The 455-nt window shown below is 69.5% G+C and carries 1 protein-coding gene; it reads left to right on the plus strand.

Annotated elements, in window-relative coordinates; translation table 11 throughout:
• Positions 1-77 precede the first annotated feature (77 nt).
• A partial coding sequence (locus tag MWC30_RS23235) for an ATPase, T2SS/T4P/T4SS family (RefSeq protein WP_368860928.1) occupies positions 78-455 on the plus strand: 378 nt, incomplete at its 3' end.

The following is a 455-nucleotide window of genomic DNA, read 5'->3' on the forward strand; positions in this document are numbered from 1 at the left end:
TGCGCGATGAGCTGGTGGGGCTGGGACCGCTGCAACAGTTCGTGGATCAGGAGGGTGTGACCGATGTTCTGGTGGGCGTGCGGGGGCGGATCTATACCGATGGGACAGCCGGCCTTCAGTCCACTGAGGTGCAGGTGGGCAGCGAGGAGCAGGTGCGGGGACTGGCCCGGCGGCTGATCGCGATGTCCGGTGGGCGGCTGGATGAGGGACATCCCTGTGCCGACGGCCGGATCGGTGACTGCCGCATCCACGCGGTGATCCCTCCGGTGGCGGTGGAGGGGACGATGATCTCGGTGCGGGTCTCGCGCAGTTCGGTGACCAGCGTGGCCGAGCTGTCCCGGCAGTGGTCCCAGCCCGAGATCTGGGTGCCCGCCGTCCGGGGCATCATCGCCGGGCGGATGAACTGGCTGATCTCCGGGGCCACCGGCTCCGGGAAGACCAGCCTGCTGGCCGGA

Source organism: Desulforhabdus sp. TSK (genome assembly GCF_022836495.1).
Classification (GTDB): Bacteria; Desulfobacterota; Syntrophobacteria; order Syntrophobacterales; family Syntrophobacteraceae; genus Desulforhabdus.